Below are 20559 nucleotides of genomic sequence, written 5' to 3'. Positions count from 1 at the left end.
GCCGCGCGTAACCCCCCTGATCAGCGGCGGGGCGGGCCGCCCTGCCGCTCGCCGGGCTCCCGGTCCTCGTCGTCCTCCTGCTCCGGGACCCGGCAGGCGCGTTCGAGCCAGAGCGCGGCGGCCGTCAGGGCGAGCGCGGCGAGCAGGCCGGCACCGGCCGCCGGCCGGTCGCCCATGGCGGCGTTGGTGTTCTCGATGAAGAGCCACGTGGTCAGCCCCGCGTAGCAGCCCGTGAAGATCGCCCCGGCCAGGGCGGACGCCTTGGCCAGCACGACGAACCGGGCGACCAGCAGTGGGTTGACCGGGTAGCGGCCCGGCCGGCGCTCGATCCGGCTGCGGGTGTTGGCCGCGGCGTACCCCTCCAGCACCGCGAGCGCGGCCAGCGTGACCACCGGCAGCCAGGGCAGGTCCGGCGCGACGTCGTAGTAGAAGGTGCTGATCAGCAACCAGGCCACCGCCGCGGCGGCGAGGGCGGCGACGACCAGGGTGGAGATCCGGGTGGGGCCCATCCGGAAGCGGTCGGGCTCGCTTCCGCGCGGGGGCTGCGCCTGGGTCATGCCGGCCGGCTCCACTCGGTCATGGGGTCGACTCTAACGCCAGATCGGGCCGGGGGCTCAGTTCCAGCGCGTCGCCGGCCAACGGCTCGGCGTTGAGCAGGTCGGTCAGCCAGCCGTGCCCGGGCAGCCGCCCGTGCGGCTCGATGTCGATCCACGGCCGCAGCACGAACGCGCGCAGGTGGGCGCGGGGGTGCGGCAGGGTGAGTTCGGGGTCGTCGCTGAGCACCGGCTCGCCGGCCGCGTCCCAGACGGCGATGACGTCCACGTCCAGGGTGCGCGGTCCGAACCGGCGCTCGGGGTCGCGGACCCGGCCGGCCGCCCGCTCGGCGGCCCGGGCCCGCTCCAGCCAGTCGCGCGGGGTCGCCGCCGGGTCCGCGACCATCACCGCCGCGTTGAGGTACGCCGGCTGGTCGGCGTCCCCCCACGGTGGAGTCTCGTAGACCCCGGAGACCACCAGGACCGCGTCGCCGAGCGCGGCGACCGCGGCACGCAGGTGGGCGAGGCGGTCGCCCAGGTTGCTACCGAGGGAGAGCACGGCCCGGGTCATCGGGTACGCCGCATCGTCACGGCGACGTCGGAGAAGGTGTGCGGGATCGGCGCCTCGGGCTTGTGCACGGTGACCGTGGCGGCGGCGACCAGCGGCTCGGCCAGGCAGACCGCGAGCAGCCGGTCGGCGAGCGTCTCGATCAGCGCGACCGGTTCGCCGGTGATGACGGCGACCAGCTTCTCGGCCAACTCGCCGTAGTGCACCGTGTCGGTCACCGCGTCGGAGCGGGCCGCCGGGGCGAGGTCGAGTTCGAGCACCGCGTCGATGACGAACTCCTGCCCCTGGGCGCGTTCGAAGTCGTAGACGCCGTGCCGACCGCGCGCCCGCAGGCCGGTCAGCTCGATCCGGTCGGTCATCGCTCTCCCTCGTCCCGGCCGACGTACCCGGCGGCCCTCAGCCCGGACGCGGTCACCGCGCCGGCTCGCTCTCCTGCCGGCCGGCCGGCCCGGCCGCCCCCACCGCCGGCCCGCCGGCACCGCCCGGTTTCGCGCCGTCGTGGCCGGCGCGGCGCGCGGCCGGCTCGGCGACCAGGCGGGGGCGGCCGGTGGCCTGCCAGACGGCGAGCGCGTCGGCCGTGCCGCGCACGTCGTGCACGCGTACCCCCCAGGCGCCGGCGGCGACGGCCAGCAGGCTGGTGGCGGCGGTGGCCGCCTCCCGGTCGGCGGTGGGGCGCGGCTCGCCGTCGGCGTCGGCCAGCAGCCGGCCGAGGTACGACTTGCGGCTCGCCCCGAACAGCAGCGGGAAGCCGAGCGCGACCAGCTCGGGCAGGCGGGCGCTGAGCTCCCAGTTGTGGGCAGCGGTCTTGGCGAAGCCGAGGCCGGGGTCGACGATGATCCGGTCGGCGGCCACCCCGGCGGCCAGCGCCTCGTCGACCCGCCGGCCCAGCTCGGCGCGCACGTCGGCGACCACGTCGGTGTAGGTGGCCAGCTCGCGCATCCCCCGCGAGTGCCCGCGCCAGTGCATCAGCACCCAGGGACAGCCGGCGTCGCGCACCACCCGGGCCATGTCCGGGTCGGCGAGCCCGCCGGAGACGTCGTTGACGACGGTGGCTCCCGCGGCCAGGGCCGCCTCGGCCACCGACGCCCGGCTGGTGTCGATGCTCACCGCCACGCCGGCTGCGGCCAGCTCCCGGATCACCGGCAGGACCCGGGCGGCCTCGGTCGCGGGGTCGACCCGGTCGGCGCCCGGTCGGGTGGACTCGCCACCGACGTCGATCAGCGCGGCGCCCTCCCCCCGCAGCCGTACGCCGTGGGCGACCGCGGCGTCGAGGTCGGCGTAGCGGCCACCGTCGGAGAAGGAGTCGGGCGTGACGTTGAGGACGCCCATCACCACCGGGGCCTGGGCCCGTACCAGATCGGTCACGACTAGACGGTACCGGTCGTCCACGCCCGCTCCGGCGGCCCCCTGACATGCGCATTGGAACAGGTGTACGATCGGTCGTCCGGGCCGAATCGGGCCGACTCTTCGCGGGTTGTCGCAAAGGAGGGCGGGCCGTACGCTGTGGAATTGCCCAGCATCGAGATGGCGAAGCCTGGAGGGAGGGCCGAAGCGGGAAGAATCCCCCCAAAGCTCACCACGCTCCGTGGTGGGTAACGAACGTAGCGTCGCCGACGCTGCGCTGAGTGAGCACATTTCCCGCCAGGCTTGCCTACTGCACCGCCGCGGCACCGCCGGCCGCGACATGGGGAGGTTCCAGTGATCGCCTTCGAGCTCATGCAGACGGCGACGTCCGGCGTCGCGCAGGCCCTGCACACCCTGGCGACGACACCGCTCGCCGAAGAGGCTCCGAAGGGCATCGACACCAACGGCGTCGTCACCTTCTTCGCCAGCAAGATCGCGCCCATCCTGCTCGCCGTGCTCGGTGTCATCTTCATCGGCCGGGCCAGCCGGGGTGAGATCTCGAAGGTGCTCACCAGCTCGGCCATCGCGATCGTCGGCCTGGCCTTCATCGCCGGGGCGGCCACACTCTTCTTCGTCGGTGACTACCTGATCGACCTGATCTTCGAATAGGCCCGGGCGAGACATGCGGCTGCGCACCGACGACGACATCTACCGGGCTCGCCTGGTCTACCTCGGGCCGCCCGGCTACACCCTTCCCGTCCACCTGCCGTACGCCCAGTACGGCCTGTTCATGCTGCTCGTACCCCTCTACATGTTCATCCACTGGCTGTTCACGCTGCAGGTCGAGCTCTTCCCCGCCTGGGAGATCGCGCTCGCCATCGTGAGCACCTCGTTCATCTTCCGGTACGTCGACCCGGACCGGCCGGCGCGGATGGTCATCCGCACCGCTCTGACCGACTGGCGACGCACCCGGGAGCCGGCCGCCGAGCTGCGGGACCCCCGCCTGGTCGGCAGCCGGATCAGGATCCGGGAGGAACTGGCATGACCGGGCGTACGTCGATCGGGCAGTCGAACCACGCGGGTGAGGCGGTCGCATGAGTCGCTCTTCCACGCCGGGTTTCCCGGCCGGACGGCACAGCGCCCCGCACGGTAACCGTGCGCGGTCGCTCGACTACCCGGAGGAGGAGATCCAGGACGAGCAGCCGTCCGACCCGGTCCTGGTGACCAGTCCCGGGCAGGGTGGCGTCGGCGTCTTCCAGCCGCCGCGGCCGACGAACGGCTGGGGCGTACCGCCGGTCGAGCCGGGCCCGCCGATGCTCGTCGGCGACGGCACCGACATCGACTCCCCGTTCCTCGACCTCTTCGGCGGCCCCGGCGCGCCGCCGCGCCCCGGCCCGCCGCCCCCGGTGTCGTCCCCGCGCCGGGGCCGCGAGCACCCGCCGATCCCCCACCAGCCGGGAGCGCCCCCGGCCTCGGCCCCGCCGCAGCCGGCCATCGCGCCGGAGCCGCCGGCGGCGATCGAGGCACCGGCCGCCGACCGCCCCACCCGCACCCGCGTCCCGCACCAGCCCGGCGACCGCCTGCCCGTGCTGCGCCCGCCGGCGGAGGCCGAGCCGGTCGCGGACCGACCGGTGGAGACGCCGGCGGCGCGCCTGCCGCGCGCGCTGCCCGCCGAGCCGCTGACCGCGCGCGAGGCCACCGAACGCAGCCGGCGGGAGGCCGTCGAACGGGCCCGGCGGGAGGCCGCCGCGCGGGCCCGCCGGGAGACCGTCGCACCGGTCCGTCCCGAGCCGGCCGAGCCGACCGAGCCGGAGTGGCCGGAGCCGGAGGAACTGCCCCGGTCGGCGCCCGCCGGGTCGTCGCGACGCGAGATCGAGGAGCCGGCCCGGCACGCGATCGCCGAACCGGGCCGGCGCGAGCTGGCCGAGCCCGGGCCGCAGGAACCGGCGGAACGGACGTCCCGGGAGCTGGCGCCGCCGCGCCAGCGCGCGGCCAGCCGGCGCACCCCCGCCAAGCCCGTCCGGGTACGCCCTCCGAAGATCAAGTTCGGTGACCGGGACCCGTCGATCGACCTGGCGATCACCGAGATCGCCGGCCACCTGACCTTCACCCCCAACACCGTCACCGCCTGGTACTGGCTGCCCGAGGTGCGCTGGGCGTTCCGCCCGGACGCCGAACGGGAGGCGCTGCTCTCGGCGATCTCGGAGCAGTACGCCGGCCTGGCCGGGTTCCGGCTGCACCTGCGCCGCACCACCCGCCCCTTCCCGGCCGACGAGTGGGCCCGCACCATCGACGCGCACACGGCCGCGCCGCTGCCTGACGTCCCCGGCACGCCCGGCTGGGCCGACCACCTGGTCGCCGCCCAGCGGCACCTGATGTCGGTCAACCACGCCGAGGGGCAGACCTACCTCGGCGTCACCTTCGCCCGGCGCTCGCTCGGCGACTCGCTCACCGAGCGGCTGCTGCGCACCTTCGGCCGGGGCACCGCCGACGGCGAGCGCCGCAGGCTCGGCCGCACCGTCGAGCAGTTCGACGAGGTGCTGGGCGCGTTCGGCATGCGCGGCCGCCGGGTCACCGCGCAGGAACTGGAATGGCTGCTCTACCGCTCGGTCGCGCTCTGCATGGCCCCGCCCGGCACGCTCTCCCCGGTGACCAACGGCCGGTGGGAGCGGGGTGACCTGCTCGCCCTCACCGAGCAGGTCGAGCGCTACCGCACCCCGTACGGCTCCACCGTGAAGCTGGTCAACCGGATGTCCGGCGAGGAGCGGCACGTGGCCGTGCTCGCCGTCGGCCGGATGGAGCCGCTGGAGATCCCCGAGCGGCACGAGCCGTGGCTGCACTTCCACGAGCGGCTGCCCTGGCCGATGGAGATCTCCACCCGGGTCGACATCCTCGGCTCCGGCGACTCCTTCCGTAACCTCGAGCACCGGCTGCGGATGATCCGCTCGCAGCAGCTCGACTACGCCGAGCACGGCATCGACGCCCCGCCCGAGCTGGAGCGACTGGCCAAGCGGGCGCTGGTGATCGGTGACGAGATGACCACCGGCCTGCCGGTGGACTCGGCCCGCGCGCACGGCTGGCACCGGATCGCGGTCGGCGGCCGGACCAGGGAGGAGTGCCTGGAACGGGCCCGCCGGCTCATCCAGCTCTACTCCCGCGAGCTGCGCATCTCGCTGCAACACCCGAAGAACCAGGACTGGCTGGCCCGCGAGTTCATCCCCGGCGAGCCGATCGCCAACACCGGCTACGTCCGGCGGATGCCGGTCAACCTGCTCGCCGCCGCGCTGCCGCAGGCCGCCTCCACCGTCGGCGACCGCCGGGGCGACCTGATCGGGCGTACCGCCGGCACCTGCCGCCGCCCGGTCTTCCTCGACCTGCACTTCCCGATGGAGGTCCGGGAACGCTCCGGCCTGGCGGTCTTCGTCGCCGAACCCGGTGGTGGCAAGTCGACCCTGCTCGGCGCCCTCGGCTACCTGGCCGCGCGGCGCGGGGTGCAGGTGACCCTGCTGGACCCGTCCGGCCCGCTGGCCCGGCTCTGCGCGATGCCGGAGCTGCGACCGTACGCACGGGTGCTCAACCTGACCGGGTCGGAGCACGGGACGCTGGCACCGTACTCGCTCATCCCCACCCCGCTGCGCAGCGAATTCGGCGGTGGCGCGGCGGGCGACCGGGAGTTCGAGATCGCGGTCTCCAACGCCCGGGCCGAGCGCCGGATGCTCGTGCAGGACATCTGCATGATGCTGGTGCCGCCGCAGGTGGCCCGCGAGGCGTCCACCGCGACCCTGTTCCGGCATGCCGTACGCCAGGTGCCGGCGGAGGAGACCTCCACCCTGGACGACGTGGTCGCCTGCCTGCAGGGGATGGACGACGACGCCGGCCGGGAGCTGGCCAACCTGCTGCTCGACACCGCCGAGATGCCGCTGGCGATGCTCTTCTTCGGCCGTCCGCCGGAGGGGCTGCTCGGCGCCGACGCGGCGCTCACCGTGATCACCATGGCCGGCCTCCGGCTCCCCGACCTCAAGATCGAGCGAGAGTACTGGTCCGCCGAGGAGGCGCTGGCCCTGCCGATGCTGCACACCGCGCACCGGCTCGCGGTGCGCCGCTGCTACGGCGGGTCGATGTCGTCGCGCAAGCTGGTCGGCCTGGACGAGGCGCACTTCATGGAGGGCTGGCGCTCCGGCCGGTCGTTCCTGGTCCGGCTCGCCCGGGACTCCCGCAAGTGGAACCTCGCCGCCCTGGTCGCCTCGCAGAACCCGAAGGACATCCTCGGCCTCGACGTGCAGAACCTCGTCTCCACCGTCTTCGTCGGGCGGATCGCCGAGGACGCCGAGATCGCCTCCGAGGCGCTGCGGCTGCTCCGGGTGCCGGTCGACGACGGGTACGAGGCCACCCTCGCCTCCCTCTCGGCCGTGGACGCCACCTCGGCCGACCGGCTCGGCTTCCGCGAGTTCGTGATGCGCGACGTGGACGGCCGGGTGCAGAAGGTCCGGGTCGACGTGTCGTACGTCGAAGGTCTGCTGGCACACCTGGACACCACCCCCGCCGGGGTCGCCCAGGTGGCCGGGCAACTGCCGACCGTCCTGGCTGACCTGGAGGCGTGACATGGCGAGGGCCCGGGCACGGATCGCGGCGCTCCTCCTCGCGATCGGCGTACTCGCCGGTGCCACGATCGCCTGGCCGGTGGTCGGGGCGACACCGGCCGCGGCGGCCCCGCCGGTGACGGCCCAGGCGGCAGCGGAACTGTGCAGCACCAAGGAGTGGCAGGCCGACTTCCGCGCCTGCGTCGCCAAGCTGCAGCAGGTCAGCGAGGACCAGGTGAAGTGCCGCAACGCGCCGGTGCCGACCACCCCGGATTCGGGGCTCGCAGGCTGGTTCGCCTCCAGGCCCGACTCCTCCAAGCTTGGCGGCCCGAAGGGCCTCTACAGCGACTACGGCTACGCCGGCTACAGCTTCAACACCTACGACCTGGACGAGGGATGCGCGTCGTCGGTGCTCCACCCGGACTACAAATTCACGACGACGGTCGCCAACGGCGAGTTCATGTTCGCCACGGCCATCATCGGTGCCTCGAATGCCCTGCGGGAGCGGGCGTGGGACCCGCGCTCGATGTGGGGCTGGGCCGACCCGTTGGTGGAGAAGTCGACCAAGGCCGTCTACCAGAAGGTGTTCAGCGTCTTCGGCATCGTCACGCTCTGCGTGGTGGGTCTGTACCTGCTCTGGCGCTCCCGCCAGTCGGACATGAGCAACGCGATGACCACGGCCGGGTGGGCCCTGCTGGTGATGGTCGCGGTGACCGCCCTGGCCGCCTGGCCGGTCAAGTCCGCCAACATCGCCGACGGCACGCTCATCACCTCTCTCGGCGTCGTCCACGACGCAGTGGGGCCCGCGTCCCGTGACACACCGCCAGGGCAGTGCGACGACCCGAACCCGGAGGCGTGCAAGGACAACCGACCGCCCGCCGTCCGGGCAAGCGACACCGCAACCGAGTCGATGCTCTATCGCAACTGGCTGCGGGGCGCGCTCGGGTCGGCGGACAGCGAGACCGCCAAGAAGTACGGTCCCGCGCTCTACGACGCCAAGTCGCTCTCCTGGGAGGAGGCGGAGAAGCTCCGGCAGAACCCGGCCACCCGGACGGCGACCATCAACGCCAAGCAGCAGCAGTGGGCCCGGGTCGCCGCTCAGATCAAGTCCGAGGACCCGGAGGCGTACGAGTACCTCAAGGGCACCCGGGACATGGACCGGATCGGATCCGGCTTCATCGCCGTGCTGGCCGCGCTGCTCTTCGCGATGTTCGACCTGACCGCCTCGCTGCTGGTGCTGCTCGGCTTCCTGATCTTCCGGTGGGCGGTGATCGCGGCACCGATCCTGGGCACGGTCGGTCTGCTGAGACCGGCCAGCGCCGGGCTGCGCCGCCTCGGCAACGCGGTCGTCGCGGCGGTGTTCAACATCGCCATCTTCGGCACCGGAGCCGCCATCTACCTCTTCGCGGTGGACCTGATCATGAGCACCCCCACCCTGGCCGGCTGGCTGCAAGTGGTGCTGGTCTGGCTCTGCGGCGTGGTCGGCTGGCTGCTGCTGCGGCCGTACCGGCGGATCACCCAGCTCGGCGGCAAGGACAGCAGCGAGGCGTTCAGCTCGGCCGGCTCCTGGCACCGTCGCTTCTTCCGGGACATGCGGGTCGCCGCGCGGCTCGACGTGGTGGAGCCGGGCGGCACGACCGAACCCGCCCTCGCCCGGCGCCGCGGGCTGGCGCTGGAACCGTCGAACCTGCGCCCGGAGGCCCGGCGGGAGGACCCATCGCATTCCTCCACCACCCTCGCCGTGCGGGAGAGACCTGACGGCCGGGAGCGCGCGGACGAGGCGGAGCAGCCGGAGGTGCGGTCCGGTGGCGGCGAGCGGCGCTCCGCACCGCGCCCCCGCCGGCAACAGCCGGCGAGCTGGACGGAGCCGGACGTACCCGAGGAACCGCCGTCCTTCGTGGTGTACCGACCCGACTCGGCCGAGCGCCCCCCGGCCAGCAGCAAGCCCAGCCCTCGGGTGCGCTCCGAGGCACGGTGACGGCGATGCGACGGGCGATCGAGTTCCTGGTGACCCGGGTCCTGCGGTCCCGGATCGGTATCGCGCTCGCGATCGCCGTGCTGGTCTTCGCGGTGATCGGGACCGCCCGCCTGGTGACCGGTCCGGTCGACCCGGCCATCGGACTCAGCAACCGCCCACGCGAGCCCATCACCACGGTGGACCCGGCGGAGGGCGACGACGGCGTCATCGCCACGCCGGTGCCGGCGTCCCCCAGCACGCGTCCCGGTGAGCTGACCCCTCAGCAGACCGCGGACCGGTTCACCAAGGCGTGGCTCGGTGGACCAGCCGTCACGGCGGAGAGGTGGCACTCGGACCTGCGCCCGCTGTCCACGGCGGGGCTGACCGAGAAGCTCGCGGGCGCCGACCCGGCGGGGGTGCCGGCGGAGAAGGTGACCGGGGAGCTGGTTCTCCGGCCGCGCACGGAGGCCTTCGCGGAGGTGCTGGTCCCGTTGGAGACCGGGCGGCTCCGGCTGGAGTTGGTGGCGCCGGACGGGCGCTGGTTGGTGGACGCCGTGGACTGGGAGCGGGAATGACTGCCGAGCTGCCGGGGGTGGGCCAGCCGCCCCGTCGCCGACTTCGGGTCGGCGCCGTGGCCACCGCGCTGACCGCCACCTTCACTCTGCTCTGCTGCGGCGGCGGCACGGCCGCGTTCTTCCTCACCAACCTCGGCGGCGAGGAGCAGAGCAGGGTCTCCACGGAACAGACGTGCGGCGAGGACCACCGGATCGACGTCACCGGCAGGATGCCGCGCATGTCCGACTACGGCGACAGCCAAGTGCGCAACGCCGCCGTCATCATCAAGGTCGGGCAGGAGATGAAGGTGCCACCCCGCGGCTGGGTGATCGCGGTGGCGACCGCGATGCAGGAGTCGGCCCTACGCAACCTGGCGAACAGCACCGTCGCCGGATCCCGCGACATCCCCAACGAGGGGGTCGGGCGCGACCACGACTCGGTCGGCCTGTTTCAGCAGCGGGCCGGCTGGGGCAGCGTCGCGCAGCGGATGAGCCCGGACTACGCCGCCCGCAAGTTCTACGAGAAGTTGCTCAAGGTCGACGGTTGGGAGCGGCTCCCGCTGACTCTCGCCGCCCAGCGGGTCCAGATCAGCGCCTACCCGGACGCGTACGCCAAGCACGAGGACACCGCCAGCAGGATCGTGAACGCGCTGGCCAAGGGGGCCGCCCGGACGGTGCGGATCGCCGACAAGACCGTCTGCGACCGGGCGTCCGCCAAGACGATCGCCGCCTCCGGCTGGACGTCACCGATCCCCGGCAGAGTGGGCTCGGGCTTCCGGACCGCGAGCCGACCGCAGCACAACGGGGTGGACATCGCCGCGCCGAAGGGGACCACGCCGATCCACGCGGCGGCCACCGGGCGGGTGCTGGTGGCGCGCTGCGACCCCGACCACCGGGGCCGGCTCGACTGCGACGTCGACGGCTACCCCGGCAAGGGCGGCTGCGGTTGGTTCGTCGACATCCTGCACGCTGGCGGGTACATCTCCCGCTACTGCCACATGGTGGAGAAGCCGCTGGTCGTCCCCGGTCAGGAGGTGCGCGCCGGTGAGATCATCGGACGGGTGGGCAGCAGCGGCAACTCCTCCGGCCCGCACCTGCACTTCGAGGTGCACCGGGATAGTGACCGCAGCTCCCTCGGGGCGATCGACCCGGTGCCGTTCATGCGACAGCGGGGGGCGCCCCTCAATGGGTCGAGCCCGAGGCAAGCGGCACGATGACCGACCCCTTGCCAGATCCCTTCGCCGGCCAGCCCGAGTGGGCGCCGCTGACCCCCCGGCCGGTCGAGATCGTGCCCGCCACCGGGCGGGTCGAGCTGCGCGGCCGGCGGGTCCTGGTCGGGCTGCCGGGCCTGGGCTGGCGGGGTGACCTGCGGGCCGACGAACGGGTGGTGCAGGGCAGCCGCACCTACGTCCCGGTGATCCCCGAGCACGAGTGGTACCGGGCCGAGTCCGACCAGGTCGAGGTGTTCGCGCCGTTGATCCCGGTGGAGCGGGTCTGGGTCGAGATGCTCGGCGAGCGCCCGTCACCGGGCGCAGCCGCCCGCGAGCAGGGCATCCGGCTGGTCTCGTTGGACGAGCCGGCCCACCGGATACCGACGCCAGCCTTCGAGGCCGACACGGTCAGCGGCCGGCGGGTGGTGCACGTCGAGGATTCGGTCGAGCACCGGGATCTGCGCGCGGTGACCGAGACCTACTCCGGCGCCGACGGCGACATCTGCGTCCGGGTCACCCCGGAACTGGAGTGGTACCGGTGGGCCTGGCGCGGGCAGCCACCGACCACCCTCGAGGTGCCAGTGCATCTCTTGTGGGTCGAGTGAGGGCGGTCAAGCACCCTTCCGAGCACCGCAGACCCGCCAACCGTCCTTGATGTCCACGACCTCGAAGGTCCAGTCCTCCCGCCGGCTGCTGCGTTGTTGTCCGTCCGAGGACCCGGCGATGGTCAGGGTGGTGCTGACCGATTCACCGTCGGCCGACTTCGCTCGGACGAGCGGCCCCCAGCTCACCCGGACCACGACATTGAAGGTGGCCTCGCGCTGTTCCGCCTCGCTCCGCAGGGCCCGGACCGCACCGAGGTCGGCATTCCCCTCACAGACGAGCAGGCTGGCCCGCGCGTCGTTCCGGTTGACCAGATATTCGCGCAGGTAGTTGTCCACCACCACGTCCGGGGCGCTGCGGTCCGGCGCTGTCGCGCGGTCGTACAGCACGTAGCCGATCACCGCACCGCTCATGCAGAGCAGCGCCAGCACCCCCGCGACCACGGTGAGAACGGTGCGGGTCCGGCGGGGCGGCTGCTGTGGCGCCGGCGGGGCGGCCGGGGGCGCCAACTGGTCCGGCGGGGTCCGCTGCGCCGGTACGCGGGAGACCTGGGAACCGGCGGGGGGCTGCACTGATTCCACCCCCTGAGGCTATCGGCTGAGCGCCCCGCACCCAATGCCCCAGATCCTGCGGATCGTGACAGGACGAACGCGTGACGTGAGAGTTCGCCACGCTTTGCGACAAGACGGTCCCGCACCGCCGCGCTTCCCGGGTGAGCGGTCGGACCTGGGATACCGTCGGGGCTCGGGGAGGTTTCCAACCTCGGAAAGAGGGGTGGACACGGTGGCCGGTCCGAAGTCGCGGACGAACCGTGCCGCCGCCCTGCACCGACGGGCCGCCGCCACCGCCGTAGCCGCCGCCGGCGTGCTCGACGAGACCCGCCCGGCCCCCGCCGACCAGCGCCGGCAGTACGAGCTGGCCGACCGGCTGCGAACCGCTGCGGCGGTGCTCGCGCCGGGCTGGGCCGGTGCCCCGCTGGACACCCTGCCGCCGGACACCCCGGCCGGCGAGGAGAACCCGCCGTTCGTCCGGGTCGGCACCGCGGCCCCACTGGACGACGCGCGCTTCCCCGCGCTGGTGCCGCTGCTCGGCGCCGGCCACCTGACGCTCGACGTCGACGCCCGGGAGCCCCGGGCGGTCGGCCTGCTCCGGGCCGTACTGCTGCGGCTGCTGGCCGCGACGCCGGCCGGCTGCCTGCTGGTACGCGCGGTGGACGGCGCGAGCGCGGGCGACACCTTCGCGTCCTTCGCGCCGCTGGCCGACGCGGGTCTGCTGCCGCCGCCGGCGGTGGACGTGGCCGGCCTGCGGGCGGTGCTGACCGAGGCCGAGCAGTGGGTCTCCCCGGGCACCGGCCGGCCCCGCCGGCACGACCGGACGCTGCTGCTGGTGATCGCCGGGCTGCCGGAGCTGACCGGACCGAGCGACCTGGCCCGGATCGAGGCGCTGGCCGCCCAGGGCCGCCCCGCCGGCCTGCACCTGGTGGTCGCCGGCTGGCCCCCACCCGGCCCGTACGCGGCCCGCCCGCCGCTGCCGGAGGCCACCCGGCTGGAGCTGCGGACCGCGTACGCGCTGCTCGGCGATCCGCCCGGCAGCCCGTTCGGCGGGCCGGGCGGCGACGGGCCGGCCGGCTTGAACTCTCCGGTCTTCGTGGACGAGGACCCGGGGCCGGACCTGATCGGGCAGGTCTGCCGGCGGTTGGCCGCGCAGGTGGAGGAAGGTTCCCGGCTCTGCCTGGCCGAACTGCTGCCGCCGCCGGAGGAGCCGCTCTGGCAGGCCGGCTCGACCGACGGGCTCTCCACCACGGTCGGCGACGCGAACGGGCGGCCGGTGACCGTCGGGTTCACCGAGCTGACGCCGCACTGGCTGGTCAGCGGTCGCTCCGACGCCGGCCGGTCGGCGTTCCTCACCAACGCGCTGCTCGGCCTCGCCGCGCGGTACGGCCCGGACGAGCTGGTGCTGCACCTGGTGGACCTCGGCGACGGCGAGTCCTTCGTGGAGTTCCTGCAGACCGAGCGGGACCGCTCGTGGGTGCCGCAGGTCCGGGCCGCCGCGATGGCCGCCGACCCGGAGTACGTGCGGGACCTGTTCGACCAGTTGGCGGCGGAGACCCGCCGGCGGGAGGAGGCGGGCGGCCGGGCCGGCGGGCAACGCTACGCGCAGCTGCGGGAGCACCAGTCCCTGCCCCGGATCGTCTGTGTGATCGACAACTTCCCGCTGCTGCTGGCGACCCGGGATCCGGTCGCCGCGGACGTGCTCGCCCGGCTGGACGGCCTGGCCCGCGCCGGGCGCGCGTACGGCATCCACCTGGTGCTGGCCGGCGCGGGTGACCTGGGCATCGGGGCGAGCCCGGCGCCGCGCGACTCGGTGCTGGGCCAGTTCCCGGTGCGGGTGGCGCTCTCCGGGGGCGGGGCGGTGCTCGCGCCCACCAACGACGCGGCGGCGGGCCTGGCGGTGGGCAGCGCGGTGGTCAACACCGCGGGCGGGTTGGGCGGGCCGCGCGGCGCCACCCGGGGTCACGAGCGGTTGGTCCGCTTCCCCGACCCGCACGACGCCCCGGAGACGATCGAGCGGCTCCGGCACCGGCTCTTCGAGGCCCGCCCGGAGGGGACCATCCCGCCGGTGGTCTTCGCGGGCTGGGCCCGGCCGCTGCTCCGCAACGACCCCCGGCTGCGGGCCGCCCTGGCCGGCCGGGCCGGTGGGCCGGCCGCTCTGCTCGGCCGGGCGGTAGACGTGGCCCGGACGACGGTCGCCGTCCCGCTCGGCCCGGTGGCCGGCCGCAACCTCGCGGTCCTCGGGGCGGGTACGGGGGCGGCCCGGCTGCTGGCGAACGCCGCGCGGAGCACCGCTGCCCACCATCCGCCGGGTGCCGCCCGGTTCATGCTCGCGCCGCTGGCCGAGGGGTCCGCCGCGCTGGCGGCCGGGTTGGCGACCGAGCTGTCGCAGCGGCAGCGGGTGAAGACGGTCGACGCGGCGGGTCTGCTGGCGGCGATGGACGGCGACGGGCCGGCGTACCTGGTGGTGTTCGGGGTGGACCTGGCGACGGCGGAGGAGTTGCCGGTGGAGCGGTTGCGCACGTTGCTGCGCGAGGGTCCGCCGACGGGTATCCATCTACTGGGCTGGTGGCGGACGGTGCCGCCGTTCGCGGCGCTGCTGGAGCCGGACGGTGAGGTCGACAAGCTGGCCGCGGTCGCCGCGGTGGACGTGCCGGGGGCGATGCTCGGCGCGGTGTTCGGGCGACCGGTGGAGTGGCGGCCCCGCCCCGGCCGGGTGGTGCTCTGGGACGGTCCGGGTGAGCGGGGCACGGTGCTGGTGCCGTTCGCGGACGGGGAGGAGCCGGCGTGAGCGGGCGCGACGAGCGGGCCCGCGCGGTGGGCGTCGACGAGGCGTCCCCGGCGGCGCCGGTCCGGCAGCGGATCGGGAACGAGCCGGTCGGCGCGGTGGCCGCCGCCTGGACGGACTACCTGGCCGCCGCGCGGCAGCTGGACGGGGTACGCCGCGCCGCCGCCACCGCTGCCGCCGAGCAGGCCCGGGCGGTGGAGGCGGCCCGGGAGGAGCTGGCCGGGCTGCACGCCCGGCTGGCGCCGCAGCAGTCCGGGCTGCGGGAGCTGGGCGTACCGGCGATCACGCTGACCCCCACGCCGCCGGAGCTGACCGAGGCGGCCCGGTCGATGGTCGGCGGTCCGGCCGCCGTGCTGGCGGCGTTGCGGGTGGCCCGCGGCTGGGCGGACGCGGCCGACGCGACGCTGGCCGCGCGGGGTCCGCTGCGACCGGCGGCCTGGCCGCCCCGGGCGCGCAACCTGCTGGTGTACGGCCCGCTGGCGCTGCTGGTGCCGATGGTCCAGCTGATCGTCCTCGCGGTCGCCGGGGCGGGCGCGGCGAGCCTGGTGGCGCTGATCGTCGGGCTGCCGATGCCGGCGGTCGCGTTCGGGGCGGGCTGGGTGGCGGTGGGTCGGCTCTTCCCGCCGCGCCCTGGCGAGCGGTTGGACCGGACGCCCCGGCTGGGGGCGCTGACCTGCCTGGTCCCGGCGGTGGTGACGGCCAGCGTGATCATGCTGGCGCTGCTGGCCGGCTGAGACGCGACGGCCGCCCCGCCCCCACAAGGGGGCGACGCGGCCGGTCGGGATGCTACGGGTCAGCGCGGGATGATCAGGGCCATCGCCTCGGCCCGCGACTTCGCGTCGTGCTGGAGGGTGCCCCGCACCGCGGAGGTGATGGTCTTGGCGCCACTCTTCTGGATGCCGCGCATCGCCATGCACATGTGCTCGCACTCGAGCACCACGACGACGCCGCGCGGCGCCAGCTTGCTCATCAGCAGGTCGGCGATCTGCGAGGTGAGCCGCTCCTGGACCTGCGGGCGGCGGGCGAAGACCTCGACCAGCCGGGCCAGCTTGGACAGGCCGGTGATCCGGCCGTCCGGCCCGGGGATGTAGCCGATGTGCGCGCTGCCCCGGAACGGCAGCAGGTGGTGCTCGCAGAGGCTCATCACGTCGATGTCCCGGACGAGCACCAGCTCCTGGTGGTTGGCCTCGAAGGTGGTGCTGAGCACCTGGGCCGGGTCGACCCGGAGGCCGGCGAAGAGTTCCGCGTACGCCCGGGCCACCCGGGCCGGGGTCTGCTGGAGTCCGTCCCGGTCGGGGTCCTCCCCGACCGCGATGAGGATCTCGCGGACGGCCTTCTCGATCCGGGCGAGGTCCATGGTGTCCTCGATCGGGCGGCCGGTCAGCTTGCCGCTGATCAGCCGGGCCGCTACGTAGTCCAGGGCCTCGTCGCCGTCGGGCTCGGTCGACGAGGCGGCCAGCCCCGAGTTCTCGGGGCTGGCCGCGGCGTCCGTGTTCAGTGGGTACCGTCCGAGTTGTTCGAGCCGCCGACCGATGCGCCGTCGGCCTGCGCCTGGGCCTTGAGCTTGTCCTTCTCGGCCGGGGTGAGCACCGGGGGCTCGGTGGAGGGCTGACGCTTGCCGAAGCCGTTGTAGGGGGCCAGCGGCGGGCGCTTCGCCACCCGGGCGCAGATCCGGGCCATGTCGGCGGTGGAGAGGGTCTCCTTCTCCATCAGCTCCAGGACGATGTTGTCCAGGACGTCCCGGTATTCCACCAGGATCTCCCAGGCCTCGTCGTGGGCCAGCTCGATCAGGGCCCGCATCTCGCCGTCGATCTCGGCCGCCACCACGTCGGAGTAGTCCCGCTCGTGGCCCATGTTGCGGCCGAGGAACGGCTCGTCGCCGCTGGTGCCGTACTTGATCGCACCGAGCTTGGAGCTCATGCCGTACTGGGTGATCATCGCGCGGGCCAGCTGGGTGGCCTTCTCGATGTCGTTGCCGGCGCCGGTGGTCGGCTCGTGGAAGACCAGCTCCTCGGCGGCCCGGCCACCCAGCGCGTACGCCAGGGTGTCGACCATCTCGGCGCGGGTCTGGGTGTACTTGTCCTCGGTCGGCAGGACCAGGGTGTGGCCCAGCGAGCGGCCGCGGGACAGGATGGTCACCTTGTGCACCGGCGCCGCGTGCGGCAGCGCCCAGGCGACCAGCGCGTGGCCACCCTCGTGGTACGCGGTGATCTTCTTCTCCTGGTCGCTCATCACCCGGGTCCGGCGCTGCGGACCCGCGATCACCCGGTCGATCGACTCCTCCAGGGAGTCGTTGGTGATCGCCCGCTGGTCCTTGCGGGCGGTGAGCAGTGCCGACTCGTTGATCACGTTGGCGAGGTCGGCGCCGCTGAAGCCGGGGGTACGCCGGGCCACCGAGTCGAGGTCGACGTCGGGGGTGAACGGCTTGCCCTTGGCGTGCACCCGCAGGATCGCCTTGCGGCCCTCCATGTCGGGGGCGTCCACCGGGATCTGCCGGTCGAAGCGGCCCGGGCGCAGCAGCGCCGGGTCGAGGATGTCCGGCCGGTTGGTGGCGGCGATCAGGATGACCCCGCCCTTGGTGTCGAAGCCGTCCATCTCGACGAGCAGCTGGTTGAGGGTCTGCTCGCGCTCGTCGTGGCCGCCGCCCATGCCGGCGCCACGGTGCCGGCCGACGGCGTCGATCTCGTCGACGAAGACGATCGCCGGGGCGTTCGCCTTGGCCTGCTCGAAGAGGTCGCGGACCCGGCTGGCGCCGACACCGACGAACATCTCCACGAAGTCGGAACCGGAGATCGAGTAGAAGGGCACCCCGGCCTCGCCGGCCACCGCGCGGGCGAGCAGCGTCTTACCGGTACCGGGCGGGCCGAAGAGCAGCACGCCCTTGGGGATCTTGGCGCCCAGGGCCTGGTACTTCGCCGGGTTCTGCAGGAAGTCCTTGATCTCGTGCAGCTCCTCGACGGCCTCCTCGGCCCCCGCCACGTCCGCGAACGTGGTCTTCGGCGTGTCCTTGGTGATCATCTTCGCCTTGGACTTGCCGAAGTTGAGCACCCGGGAGCCGCCGCCCTGCATCTGCGACATGAAGAAGATCAGCAGGAGCACCAGCAGGGCGATCGGGAGCAGGTTGACCAGCAGGCTCACCCAGATGCTGTCGGACGACACCTTGGCGTCGGCCGGGCCGGTGACCCGGTTGGCCGCCTTCGCCGCGAGGACGTCGTTCCAGACCTCGTCGCCGACCTCGTACGGGAACTGGGCCTCGATACGGTCGGTCGTGGTGTCGCCGAACTTGGTCTTCTCGGCCAGGTTGAGCTGGAGCGTCTGCTCCTTGTCCTGGAAGACGACCTTGTTGATCTTGGCGGTGTGGAGCTGGTCGAGCGCAACGGAAGTGTCCACGCGGTGGTAGCTGGGACCAGCGGTGAACAGCTGACTGAGCACAACGGCGCCGAGGATGACCAGGATGATCCAGACCACCGGTCGGCGGAAGAAACGCGTACGTTCCATGCTGTTGTCGAGCGCCGAGACGCCCGCATCCTCCTGATCGACGTCCTGACCGTCTGAATGGTGTCGCCGCATTGGCGGCGCCGAGCCGCCGTGCGGGCCGGCCTCGACCCCGAGGCGCGAACTGCCGCGCCGCGGTCATTCGACGGTACACCGTGTGCGCCAGGAGTGAGCTTCTGAGCCCAGCACTTACGCGGACGGCGAACCGGGGTTCAGCCGGCGTGGCGGGAGCTCCGCACCCGGCCACCCGACCGCCGGTCACACACCAGTCGAGGGGTCGGGCGTGGAGATTGCCTCCACGCCACCGGCACCTACCGTAGTCCGATTTGCTGAGAGCCCGCTGAACGTCCGCTCGATGGACACCGATACGAGCAGCTCTCGGCCCGGCCGGATGGGACCACCGCCGGGCCGGCGGCGGGAGCGGACCCGGCCGGCGACGGGCTCAGGCCCGGGCGTAGACCTCCGGCTTGAGCACGCCGACGTAGGGCAGCTCGCGGTAGCGCTCGCCGAAGTCGAGGCCGTAGCCGACCACGAACTCGGTCGGGATGTCGAAGCCGACGTACTTCACCGGGACGGGGACCTTCACCGCGTCCGGCTTGCGGAACAGGGCGACCACCTCGACGCTGGCCGCGGAGCGGGACTCCAGGTAGCGAAGCAGCCAGGAGAGGGTCAGCCCGGAGTCGACGATGTCCTCGACCACCACCACGTGCCGGCCGGCGATGTCCCGGTCCAGGTCCTTGAGGATGCGGACCACGCCGGACGAGGTGGTGCCCTGGCCGTACGAGGAGATGGCCATGAAGTCCAGCTCGGCCGGCGGACCGTTCCGGCCCAGCGCCCGGGCGAAGTCGGCCATGAACATGATCGCGCCCTTGAGCACGCAGACGAGCAGGAGTCCGTCCTCGACGCCGGCGTAATCCGCCGAGACCTGCTTGGCCAGTTCCGCGGTCTTCTCGCGGATCTGCGCCTCGGAGATGATCACGTGATCGATGTCGGCGTCGTACCAGGAGCCGTCAGCCATGACTCCTAGCCTGCCGTACGCCGGCTGGCCTCCGTCGGCGGGGCCGCCCCTTTCGGAGCGGTCCCGCCAGGGATTTTTTCGGCAATCCAGGCCAATCACCTCAGCAGGTGCGGGACTGCCAGCGGCGGCCCTGGTCGGTCGGCTTCCAGTCGGCCGAGTCGTGGCTGTCCGCGGTGAGGCCGGCGGCCGAGGCGACGGCCAGGCCGACGAGGAAGAGCAGAAGCAGCAGGAGTTCCATGGCGGCGCTCGCTTTCGCGTTGTTTGGACTGTTATCGCCGCCGGTGCGCACCGGACTGGTACCAGTTTCCGCCCGCCACGCGGAGCCGGACAGTGGCAGGAATGCCATCGCCCCTCGACTTTCTGCCACCAACGGGGTTACCCTCGTCACATGCTCCGATCCGTCGCCGTCCTCGCGCTGGACAAGGTCGCCCCGTTCGAGCTCGGCGTGCTCGCCGAGGTCTTCGGCACCGACCGCACTGCGGACGGGTTCCCCGGCTACCGGTTCGCCGTCTGCACCGCCGACGGCGGCCCCGTCCGCACCTCCGCCGGCTTCGGGCTGACCCCGCACGCCGACCTCGGCCCGGTCGAGGAGGCCGACCTGGTCGCCGTGCCGGCGCACAGCCAGGGCTGCGCGGTGCCCGAGCCGGTGCTGGACGCGCTGCGCCGGGCGGCCGACCGGGGGGCGTACCTGCTCAGCGTCTGCTCGGGCGCGTTCGTGCTGGGCGCCGCCGGGCTGCTCGACGGACGCGAGTGCACCACCCACTGGCGGTACGTCGACGAGCTGCAACGCCGCCACCCGGCGGCCCGGGTCCGATGCAACTCGCTCTACGTCGCCGACGGGCGGGTGCTCACCAGCGCCGGCACCGCCGCCGGCATCGACGCCTGCCTGCACCTGGTACGCCAGGAGCACGGCTCCGCCACCGCCACCCGGCTGGCCCGCCGGATGGTCGTCCCCCCGCACCGCGACGGCGGCCAGTCCCAGTACGTCGAGGCGCCGATCCCGGTCACCCCGGAGGCCCCCACGCTGGAGCCGGTGCTGAGCTGGCTGATCGGGCACCTGGACCGGCCGACCACGGTGGACGAACTGGCCGCCCGGGCCGGCATGTCGGCGCGGACCTTCGCCCGCCGGTTCCGGGCCGAGACCGGCACCACCCCGCACGACTGGCTCACCAACCAGCGCGTGCTGCTGGCCCGCCGGCTGCTGGAGGAGACCAAGCTCAGCGTCGACACCGTCGCCGACCGGGCCGGCTTCGGCGACGCCGCCGCGCTACGCCACCACTTCACCCGCCGCGTCGGCACCACCCCGCACGCCTACCGCACCACCTTCCGCGACCGGGTCACCACCACCTGACGACGC

The 20559-nt window shown here is 73.6% G+C and carries 19 protein-coding genes; 10 read left to right on the top strand and 9 right to left on the bottom strand.

What is annotated here, in order from left to right; all coding sequences use genetic code 11:
- Positions 1-20 precede the first annotated feature (20 nt).
- Genes KBX37_RS02460 through folP form a run of 4 tightly spaced genes read right to left on the bottom strand, consistent with a single transcriptional unit; the run spans position 21 to position 2466 of the window.
- Entirely contained in the window at positions 21-557 is a 537-nt protein-coding gene (locus KBX37_RS02460; protein WP_210774160.1) for a DUF3180 domain-containing protein, read from the bottom strand.
- Between the two features lie 19 nt (positions 558-576).
- On the bottom strand, positions 577-1104 hold the full coding sequence (gene folK, locus KBX37_RS02455) for a 2-amino-4-hydroxy-6-hydroxymethyldihydropteridine diphosphokinase (RefSeq protein ID WP_210774159.1): 528 nt from the start codon (positions 1102-1104) through the stop codon (positions 577-579).
- The gene (gene folB / locus KBX37_RS02450) at positions 1101-1460 is read right to left on the bottom strand and encodes a dihydroneopterin aldolase (RefSeq protein WP_210774158.1); all 360 of its coding nucleotides are present in this window, start codon (positions 1458-1460) and stop codon (positions 1101-1103) included. The genes folK and folB overlap by 4 nt, the downstream gene beginning before the upstream one ends.
- Before the next feature lie 52 nt (positions 1461-1512).
- Positions 1513-2466, bottom strand: coding sequence for a dihydropteroate synthase (folP, locus tag KBX37_RS02445; protein ID WP_210774157.1), 954 nt, complete (start codon positions 2464-2466; stop codon positions 1513-1515).
- A 333-nt stretch (positions 2467-2799) separates the two neighbouring features.
- Here folP and KBX37_RS02440 point away from each other — a divergent pair, with 333 nt between their 5' ends.
- The 7 genes from KBX37_RS02440 to KBX37_RS02410 are packed head-to-tail and all read left to right on the top strand — an operon-like array spanning position 2800 to position 11352.
- A complete protein-coding gene (locus tag KBX37_RS02440) occupies positions 2800-3114 on the top strand; it encodes a hypothetical protein (RefSeq protein ID WP_088959938.1) in 315 nt (104 codons plus the stop codon).
- A gap of 13 nt (positions 3115-3127) precedes the next feature.
- The gene (locus KBX37_RS02435; protein WP_067302246.1) at positions 3128-3490 is read left to right on the top strand and encodes a hypothetical protein; all 363 of its coding nucleotides are present in this window, start codon (positions 3128-3130) and stop codon (positions 3488-3490) included.
- A 49-nt stretch (positions 3491-3539) separates the two neighbouring features.
- Positions 3540-7046 (top strand): ATP-binding protein, encoded by a 3507-nt coding sequence (locus KBX37_RS02430; RefSeq protein ID WP_210774156.1) that lies wholly within the window; start codon positions 3540-3542, stop codon positions 7044-7046.
- Position 7047: 1 nt separating this feature from the next.
- Complete coding sequence (locus KBX37_RS02425) at positions 7048-9003, top strand: MFS transporter (RefSeq protein WP_210774154.1); 1956 nt, start codon at positions 7048-7050, stop codon at positions 9001-9003.
- Complete coding sequence (locus tag KBX37_RS02420; RefSeq protein WP_210774152.1) at positions 9000-9557, top strand: hypothetical protein; 558 nt, start codon at positions 9000-9002, stop codon at positions 9555-9557. The genes KBX37_RS02425 and KBX37_RS02420 overlap by 4 nt, the downstream gene beginning before the upstream one ends.
- Positions 9554-10753, top strand: coding sequence for a M23 family metallopeptidase (locus KBX37_RS02415; RefSeq protein ID WP_210774150.1), 1200 nt, complete (start codon positions 9554-9556; stop codon positions 10751-10753). Before KBX37_RS02420 ends, KBX37_RS02415 begins: the two co-directional genes overlap by 4 nt.
- Entirely contained in the window at positions 10750-11352 is a 603-nt protein-coding gene (locus tag KBX37_RS02410) for a hypothetical protein (RefSeq protein ID WP_210774148.1), read from the top strand. Before KBX37_RS02415 ends, KBX37_RS02410 begins: the two co-directional genes overlap by 4 nt.
- A 6-nt stretch (positions 11353-11358) precedes the next feature.
- Here the strand turns inward: KBX37_RS02410 and KBX37_RS02405 are convergent, their stop codons facing one another.
- Positions 11359-11922, bottom strand: a complete 564-nt coding sequence (locus tag KBX37_RS02405) for a hypothetical protein (protein WP_210774416.1) — start codon at positions 11920-11922, stop codon at positions 11359-11361.
- 202 nt (positions 11923-12124) lie between these two features.
- Here KBX37_RS02405 and KBX37_RS02400 point away from each other — a divergent pair, with 202 nt between their 5' ends.
- Positions 12125-14692: an FtsK/SpoIIIE domain-containing protein gene (locus KBX37_RS02400; protein WP_210774146.1), complete on the top strand. Its 2568-nt coding sequence runs from the start codon at positions 12125-12127 to the stop codon at positions 14690-14692.
- A gap of 26 nt (positions 14693-14718) precedes the next feature.
- On the top strand, positions 14719-15423 hold the full coding sequence (locus tag KBX37_RS02395) for a hypothetical protein (RefSeq protein ID WP_374103637.1): 705 nt from the start codon (positions 14719-14721) through the stop codon (positions 15421-15423).
- A gap of 59 nt (positions 15424-15482) precedes the next feature.
- Here the strand turns inward: KBX37_RS02395 and folE are convergent, their stop codons facing one another.
- From folE to KBX37_RS02375, 4 genes are all read right to left on the bottom strand, one after another.
- On the bottom strand, positions 15483-16148 hold the full coding sequence (gene folE, locus KBX37_RS02390; protein ID WP_210774414.1) for a GTP cyclohydrolase I FolE: 666 nt from the start codon (positions 16146-16148) through the stop codon (positions 15483-15485).
- Between the two features lie 35 nt (positions 16149-16183).
- A complete protein-coding gene (gene ftsH, locus KBX37_RS02385; protein WP_210774144.1) occupies positions 16184-18187 on the bottom strand; it encodes an ATP-dependent zinc metalloprotease FtsH in 2004 nt (667 codons plus the stop codon).
- Between the two features lie 439 nt (positions 18188-18626).
- Positions 18627-19202 carry a hypoxanthine phosphoribosyltransferase gene (hpt, locus tag KBX37_RS02380; RefSeq protein ID WP_088959929.1) on the bottom strand — a complete coding sequence of 192 codons (576 nt, stop codon included), beginning with the start codon at positions 19200-19202 and terminating at the stop codon, positions 18627-18629.
- A 100-nt stretch (positions 19203-19302) separates the two neighbouring features.
- Entirely contained in the window at positions 19303-19440 is a 138-nt protein-coding gene (locus KBX37_RS02375) for a hypothetical protein (RefSeq protein ID WP_210774141.1), read from the bottom strand.
- A gap of 150 nt (positions 19441-19590) precedes the next feature.
- Between KBX37_RS02375 and KBX37_RS02370 the strand changes: the two genes are divergently transcribed.
- Positions 19591-20553: a GlxA family transcriptional regulator gene (locus KBX37_RS02370; protein WP_210774139.1), complete on the top strand. Its 963-nt coding sequence runs from the start codon at positions 19591-19593 to the stop codon at positions 20551-20553.
- Positions 20554-20559: the final 6 nt, after the last annotated feature.

Origin of the sequence: Micromonospora sp. U56, assembly GCF_018070095.1 — a bacterium.
Classification (GTDB): Bacteria; Actinomycetota; Actinomycetes; order Mycobacteriales; family Micromonosporaceae; genus Micromonospora; species Micromonospora purpureochromogenes.
The sequence above is the reverse complement of the archived record's forward strand: the minus strand, read 5'-3'. Positions and strand labels throughout refer to the sequence as shown.

What these genes read in the sequence shown, in the direction of transcription:
- KBX37_RS02460 (WP_210774160.1), bottom strand. Translation starts at nt 557, where the DNA reads ATGACCCAGGCGCAGCCCCCGCGCGGAAGCGAGCCCGACCGCTTCCGG.
- folK (WP_210774159.1), bottom strand. Translation starts at nt 1,104, where the DNA reads ATGACCCGGGCCGTGCTCTCCCTCGGTAGCAACCTGGGCGACCGCCTC.
- folB (WP_210774158.1), bottom strand. Translation starts at nt 1,460, where the DNA reads ATGACCGACCGGATCGAGCTGACCGGCCTGCGGGCGCGCGGTCGGCAC.
- KBX37_RS02435 (WP_067302246.1), top strand. Translation starts at nt 3,128, where the DNA reads ATGCGGCTGCGCACCGACGACGACATCTACCGGGCTCGCCTGGTCTAC.
- KBX37_RS02430 (WP_210774156.1), top strand. Translation starts at nt 3,540, where the DNA reads ATGAGTCGCTCTTCCACGCCGGGTTTCCCGGCCGGACGGCACAGCGCC.
- KBX37_RS02425 (WP_210774154.1), top strand. Translation starts at nt 7,048, where the DNA reads ATGGCGAGGGCCCGGGCACGGATCGCGGCGCTCCTCCTCGCGATCGGC.
- KBX37_RS02415 (WP_210774150.1), top strand. Translation starts at nt 9,554, where the DNA reads ATGACTGCCGAGCTGCCGGGGGTGGGCCAGCCGCCCCGTCGCCGACTT.
- KBX37_RS02410 (WP_210774148.1), top strand. Translation starts at nt 10,750, where the DNA reads ATGACCGACCCCTTGCCAGATCCCTTCGCCGGCCAGCCCGAGTGGGCG.
- ftsH (WP_210774144.1), bottom strand. Translation starts at nt 18,187, where the DNA reads ATGGAACGTACGCGTTTCTTCCGCCGACCGGTGGTCTGGATCATCCTG.
- hpt (WP_088959929.1), bottom strand. Translation starts at nt 19,202, where the DNA reads ATGGCTGACGGCTCCTGGTACGACGCCGACATCGATCACGTGATCATC.
- KBX37_RS02375 (WP_210774141.1), bottom strand. Translation starts at nt 19,440, where the DNA reads ATGGAACTCCTGCTGCTTCTGCTCTTCCTCGTCGGCCTGGCCGTCGCC.
- KBX37_RS02370 (WP_210774139.1), top strand. Translation starts at nt 19,591, where the DNA reads ATGCTCCGATCCGTCGCCGTCCTCGCGCTGGACAAGGTCGCCCCGTTC.